The following is a 6,798-nucleotide window of genomic DNA, read 5'->3' on the forward strand; positions in this document are numbered from 1 at the left end:
TAAGAGACAGGCGCACGGGACGTCCACCCCCTGTCAGTCGAGCAGGCTGCGTGCGTACTCGGAGCGCAGTCGGTCATCCCCCAGGGCCTGGGCGGCTTCGGACAACACACCCCGAATCTGCTGCGCGCGGTGCTGGAGCGCCGGGTCCGGATGCCCCGCGAAACGCAGCGGGTGGAACTCGGCGGCGAGCAGCTCGTAGGCCCGCTTGACCTCCTCGCTACCCGCCGTGCGTGCCAGCCCCAGCACGGTGAAGTAGTCCGCGTCCTGAATCTCCTCGAACTTCGCTTCCAGCCGACGGACGTCCAGCTCGGGCGGTAGCTCTCCGGAGTCATCCGCGTCCGCGGGCCGCAGGATGATGAGCCCCAGCGTCCTCGCCACCGAGAGCGCCTTCAAGGCCGAGTCCTGCGGCACACCCGCCCCCAACAACAGCGCCTCCACCGTGTGCTCACCATCCACCTGGGACAGCAGCTGCAAGTCCTTGGGAGGCAGGCCGAAGTCGTCGGGCGCGAGGTGCAGGTCACCTCGGGCGACTCGGGCGCGGAGTCCGCCAGCGGACGCCAGCAGGGACTCGGCGGTCAGCGTGTTGCGCAGGGCCTCCGCCAGCAGGAACAGCGGCGGGCGCGTGGCGGCGGCGAGCGCCACCTCGTGCGGCGCCGGCTCCTGCACCAACCGGTACAGCGTGGAGGGCTCGGCCAGGGCATCCAGGAAGACCTGCTCCGTGTAGCGCTGCACCAGAGGCACGGACTCGGACTCGCGCAGATAGCCTCGGCCTCGGAGCGCGTCGAGCAGCGCGCCGGTGGTGGCGCTGCGCACCAACCGCAGCTCGCCCTCCTGCCGCGCGTCGATGAGGCCGTCCGCGCGGGCACGGTCGATGAGCGACTCACCCGACGCGGACGAGACGGCCCCCACGAGCGAGCCATCCCGGAGCCACAACACGCGCAGCGCGTTCATCACCTTCAGCTCCAGGCGCACCTCCATGCGCGCCTCGCAGAGGCGGAGCACCAGTCGGGACAGGCCCTCCTGGGTGACACTGCCGCTGCGGGACACCGCGAGTTCGGGGCGCCCCGGTGGGGCCTCCAGGGGGAGCAGCGCCGCACGGGCGTGCGCGGCGGCCTCCTCGGCCTCGCGGTGGCCTCGTTCCTCCAGCTCCAGGCGCTCTCGCTCGGACCGGGCTCGATCCTCCGCGGAGTCCGCTTCCAATCGAGCCTTCTCCGCGTGCAGTGCCTCCAAGGACTGGCGCGCTTCCTCGCGCTCCGTCCGCACCTGGGACAGGTCCGCTTCCGTTTGCTCCAGGCGAGATTGGAGCTGGGCGAGTTGCTCGGCGAGGCGGGCGGACAGCGACTCGGCTTCGGTTCGCGCCTGGGTCTGTTCCTCGATGCGGGTCTCGATGGCCTCGCGCTGGCGCGCTTCGGCGTCCAGACGTACTTCCAGCGCGGTGCGGTGACGGCCCTCGGTCTTGGCGCGCGCTTCCGCATCGGTCAGCGCCTGTGCGGCCTTCTGGGCGCGAAGCTCGGCCTCCGCCCGAACCTCGGCTTCGGCCGCGGCGCGGGACTCCGCCTCCGCGCGCTGCCTCGACTCCGACTCCGCTCGCGTCTCCGCGACGACGCGCTGCTTCGCATCGGACTCCGCTCGCGCCTCGGCTTCGGCGCGCAGGCGTGCTTCCGTCTCCGCGCGGGCCTCGGCTTCGGCTCGCTGCTTCGCTTCGGACTCCGCTCGGGCCTCGGCTTCGGCTCGCAGCCGTGCTTCCGACTCCGCTCGAGCCTCGGACTCCGCTCGCTGTCGGGCCTCGGACTCCGCCCGCGCCTCGGCGTCCTCGCGCTGCTTCGCCTCGGACTCCGCTCGCGTCTCGAGCTCCGTGCGCTGCCTGGCTTCGGCCTCCGCATGGGCCTCCGCGGCCTCGCCCTGCTTCGCCTCGGCTTCGGCTCGGGCCTCGGCCTCCTCACGCTGCTTCGCTTCGGACTCCGCCCGCGCTTCGGCTTCCTCGCGCCGATTCACTTCGGACTCGGCACGCGCCTCGGCTTCCTTGCGCTGCTTCGCTTCGGACTCGGCACGCGCCTCGGCGTCCTTGCGCTGCTTCGCCTCGGACTCCGCTCGCGCCTCTGCTTCCTCGCGCTGCTTCGCCTCGGACTCTGCTCGTCCCTCGGCTTCCGCTCGGTTCTGGGCTTCAATCTCCGCGCGTGCCTCAGCCTCCGCGCGGTGCTTGGCCTCGGATTTCGCTCGGGCTTCCGCCTCGGCTCGGGCCTGGACCTCTTGTTCGAGACGCTCCCTCGCCTCGGTCGAAGCCTGGGACTCCAGCTCCGCGAGCGCGAGGACCTCCGCCTTCGTCCGAGACTCCAGTTCCTCGCGAGCACGGGTCTCGGACTCCGCTCTCACCTCGGCTTCGTTCCGCGCCCTGGAATCCAGCTCCGCCTGGGCCTCCGCCTCCGCGCGCGCACGCGATTCCATCTTCGCGCGCGTCTCCGCTTCGATTCGCTCCGCATCCGCCGTCGCCGCGCGGGCCTCTGCCTCCGCTCGCGCCAGGGCCTCTGCTCCCGCCCGGGCCTCCGCTTCGACCAGGGCCACCTCCGCGGACTTCACGCGCGCTTCCAGGCTCCGACGTGACTGCGCCTCCGTCTCGGCACGCGACTCGGACTCGACCCGTCCCGCCGCCTCGGATTCGAGCCGAATCTCGATTTCCTTCAGCGCCTGCGCCGCCGCCGCCTCTCGCGTCTCCGTCTCCTGAAGCCTCGCCTCCAACTCCACGAGACGCGACTGGACATCGGAGCGTGCCAGGGATTCCTGGTCGGCACGCTCCTGCGCATCGTCCCTCGCGAGGAGCGCCTCCTTCGCCCTGGCCTCCACTCGCGCGAGGTCTTCCACCCTCAACCGCGTGAGCTCTCGGGCTTCCGTCGCCGCGGCATCCAGCAGGCCCCGCAGCTCGATGAAGTCCTGCTCGCGCGTCTCGATGCGCGCCAAGGCCGCCTTCGCGGCGGCGTCCACCGTCGCACGCGCCTGGGCCTCGGCTTCCGCTCGAGCCTCCGCCGCGTCCAGACGCTCCTGGAGGTCCGCGAGCTCCGTGCGGAGGGACTCCACCTCGGAGCCACTCCGAACGTCCTGCTCGGACTCTCGCCGCCGCGACAGCTCCAGCTCCGCTTCGAGCTCTCGCCGCTGGCTCTCTTCTCGAGCCTGGGCCGTCGCGAACTCCGACTCCCGCGCACGAGCCTCGTCGAGCTGCTGCTCCACTTCCGCACGCAGCGTGGCCTCTCGCGCGTGCTCCTCTTCCAATTCGGCGAGACGCGCCTGAAACGACTGGAACAGCTCTCCGTTCCGGTCGCGCACGGCCTCGGCTTCCACGCGCAGGGCCGCTTCACGATCCAGGACACCTCGCAGGGATTCGCTCAGCTCGCGCGACTCCTCGATTCGACGCTCGGCGTCCTGACGAAACGCGAGCTCCTGCTCCAGCGAGGCCCTCAGTGAGCGGACGCGCTCATGCGCTTCCTCCAGTTGCTTCTCGAACTCCTCCGGCCGGGCGTTCGACTCGGGAAGGGACGTGTCCTCCACGGCGCCTTCAGGCTCCGTGTCCGCCCTGTGTACCGACTCCGATTCGGTGGACGCGGGCCAGTACTCAGCCCCCGGCGCCGTCGTGTGCTGGCTTGACTGGCCAGACACGTCCGAGGCGGTGTCCTCCGTGTTCGAGTCAAACCACACAGCGCCAGGGGACGAGTCGCCTGGCGCGGCGCCCTCCGGCTCGGAGTCGAACCATCCCGCCGAGGCGTCCGACGCCGTCGCCGTGACACCGTCGGCCGCGAGGACAGCCGCATCCGTGGCGTGATGACTCGCATCGAGCGACGCGACGCCTTCGACTTCCGTGGGGAGCGAATCGGAGACAGTGCCCGTCGGAGACTGCACGTCACCTGTTTCAGAATCGAACCAGCCTCCGGCCACATCCGCGCTGGAAGGCTCGGATCCGGGTTCCGCTCCAGACCAGTCCGTCGACTCGTTTGCGCTGACAGCCTCGGGCTCCGCTCCGGACCAGTCCGTCGACTCGTTTGCTCTGGCTGCCTCGGCTCCGGGCTCCGCTCCGGACCAGTCCGTCGAGTCGTTCGCGCCAGAGGCCTCGACTCCGGGCTCTGCTCCGGACCAGTCCGTCGCCTCGTTTGCGCCAGACGCCTCGGCTCCGGGCTCCGCGCCAGACCAGTCCGTCGCTTCGTTCGCTCTGGCGGCCTCTGGCTCCGCGCCAGACCAGTCCGTCGCCTCGTTCGCTCCGGCGGCCTCTGGCTCCGCGCCAGACCAGTCCGTCGCCTCGTTCGCTCCGGCGGCCTCGGCTCCTGGCTCCGCGCCAGACCCGTCCGCCGATTCATCGGTGGCCTCGGCCCGTGATTGCCCTTCGGGCTCGCTCGCCGATGCGTCCACCGAAGCTGCGTCAGTGGGAGCACTCGCTACCGCCGCAGCCTCCGCACCAGCCGGCTCCGAGTCAAACCAGTCCGCGCCAACACTTGCGGCCGGGGGCTCAACGGGAGCACCTGTCGGGTCATCCTGTCGAACCTTGGCCTGAAGCTCCGCCTCCAATACGTCCCACGGCGAGGCGGGCAGGCTCTCCTCTTCCGCTCCGTCGGTCGGCGCGGATTCGATTTCGGTCGACGCCTCCGCGACTGGCTCTCCCTTCGGCGCCTGAGACACATCGTCGGCTTCGGCGAATTCCTTCGCGGAGTTCTCGACCTCGGGGTCCGGTGGCAACTCCGTCCACGGTGAGGCCTCGAGCGGCACGGACGGCCGTGCTCCCACATCGCGCATGGCGGCCAGCTCTGCTTCGGCCGCGGAGAGCGCATCTCCCTGCGAGGACGCTGGAGTGTCGACGTCGAAGAACCCCTCGTCCCCGAGCCGAGGCGCCACCGCCACCGGCCGTGACGCCGGCGCGGAAACGGCCTCCTCTGTCCAGGCGAGTCTCCCCAGTGGCGGAGAGGCTTCGACCTCACCTCCCGCATCCGGCTGTGCAGCCGTCCAGTCCGTCAGTGCCCCAGCTTCTGGAGTACTCACGCCATACAGGACCGTGGGAGGACCACTCACTCCACCCGGGCTCCCGTCACCCGTCACCGCGCTTGCGAAGCCCTCGGAGAACGCATCATCCAAGCTCCCGGGGGTCGCGACATTTCCCTGCCCGGACTGCCCGCCCCACCCTTCGAGTCCCAGCGATGATGCGCCTTCGCTCGCCGGAGCAATGTCCGCGCTCGGAGCAGTCGACGCTTCGTCGGTCCCGTACGCCGCGTCCATCGCCGCTTCATCCAGCGCATCCGTCGCGGCACCATCCAGGTCCTGCCCGCCGGCCGCGGCCAACGCGTCCGGGCCCAGCGTGCCCTCCGCGAAACCCGCGCCTCCGTGCTCGTAGGCACTCGCCGTCGAGCCATCCGCGCCGTAGGACTCCGAGGCCCCGGCTGGCTCGGTGGAGTCGTATCCCGTCAGCGAGTCTCCGCCATACGCACCCGCCTCATATCCCTCCTCGCTGTAGGGCTCCGAGCTTGTTCCATGCGCCGGGGAGTCATAGCCAGTCGCCGTGCCCGCCTCGTACGCGCCGGGGGCATGAACCTCCGAGGAGGCATCACCTGGGCCGTAGCCCTCGGGGGAAGCACCACCGTATGCACCTGCGTCATGACCCTCGGGGGCGGCAGCCCCGAGGTCATATCCCTCGGGGGTAGCACCACCGTACGCACCAGGGTCGTAGCCCTCGGGAGAAGCACCACCGTATGCACCGGAGTCATACCCCTCGGGGGAGGCAGCCTCGGGGTCATATCCCTCGGGGGTAGCACCACCGTACGCACCTGCGTCATGACCCTCGGGAGAGACAGCCCCCGGGTCATATCCCTCAGGGGAGGCACCACCGTACGCACCTGCGTCATGACCATCAGGTGAGGCACCACCGTATGTGCTGGGGTCATGACCCTCAGGAGAGGCCTCTCCTTCGTACGCACCGAGGTCATGACCCTCGGGAGAGGCACCACCTCCGTACGCCCCTGCGTCATACCCCTCGGGAGAAGCACCACCGGACGCACCGAGGTCATGACCCTCGGGAGAGGACTCACCTTCGTATGCACCGAGGTCATGACCCTCGGGAGAAGCACCACCGTACGCACCGAGGTCATGCCCCTCGGGAGAGGACTCACCTTCGTATGCACCGAGGTCATGACCCTCGGGAGAGGCACCACCTCCGTACGCTCCTGCGTCATACCCCTCGGGAGAAGCACCACCGGACGCACCGGGGTCATAGCCCTCGGGAGCGGCACCACCACCGTTCACACCGGGGTCATAACCCTCGGGAGAGGCACCACCGTACGCACCGGGGTCATGACCCTCGGGAGCGGCACCACCACCGTACGCCCCTGCGTCATGCCCCTCGGGTGAAGCACCATCGTAGCCCTCGGCGGAAGCCCCGCCATCAGCGCCAGTTGCATACGCATCAGCGGCAGCACCCGCGTCGGCGCTCGCCACGGCCCCGGCGCCCGCGTCATCCCCTTCCGCCCGGAACACCTCGCCCGCGGACAGCGCACCCTCATCAAAAGCCTCGCCCTCGCCGCCCGCCACGGCCGCGCCCCAGTCCTCGCCTCCTCGCGCGGATTGGATGGACGCCATCGCCGCGGCCTCCACCTCCTGGTGCGCCTGCTCCAGCGTCGCCTGCACGTCGAGCGGCGAGCGATGCTCACGCTCCTCGGCGCGCGCCGTCCGCTCCTCGCGCGTCATCGCCGCCAGCTCCCAGTCCGTCTGGTGCAGCGGCGCCAGGTCCCCGAACAACGCATTCGCCAGCGTGGGGTCCCCACCCACCGACCC

Annotated in this window: 1 protein-coding gene; it reads right to left on the minus strand. The window is 70.5% G+C overall.

Going from position 1 to position 6,798, the window contains the following annotated elements:
- Positions 1-33 precede the first annotated feature (33 nt).
- Positions 34-6,762 (minus strand): DnaJ domain-containing protein, encoded by a 6,729-nt coding sequence (locus HR086_RS43435; protein ID WP_217442190.1) that lies wholly within the window; start codon positions 6,760-6,762, stop codon positions 34-36.
- Positions 6,763-6,798: the final 36 nt, after the last annotated feature.

Origin of the sequence: Myxococcus sp. CA039A (assembly GCF_013336645.1) — a bacterium.
Lineage (GTDB): Bacteria > Myxococcota > Myxococcia > Myxococcales > Myxococcaceae > Myxococcus > Myxococcus llanfairpwllgwyngyllgogerychwyrndrobwllllantysiliogogogochensis.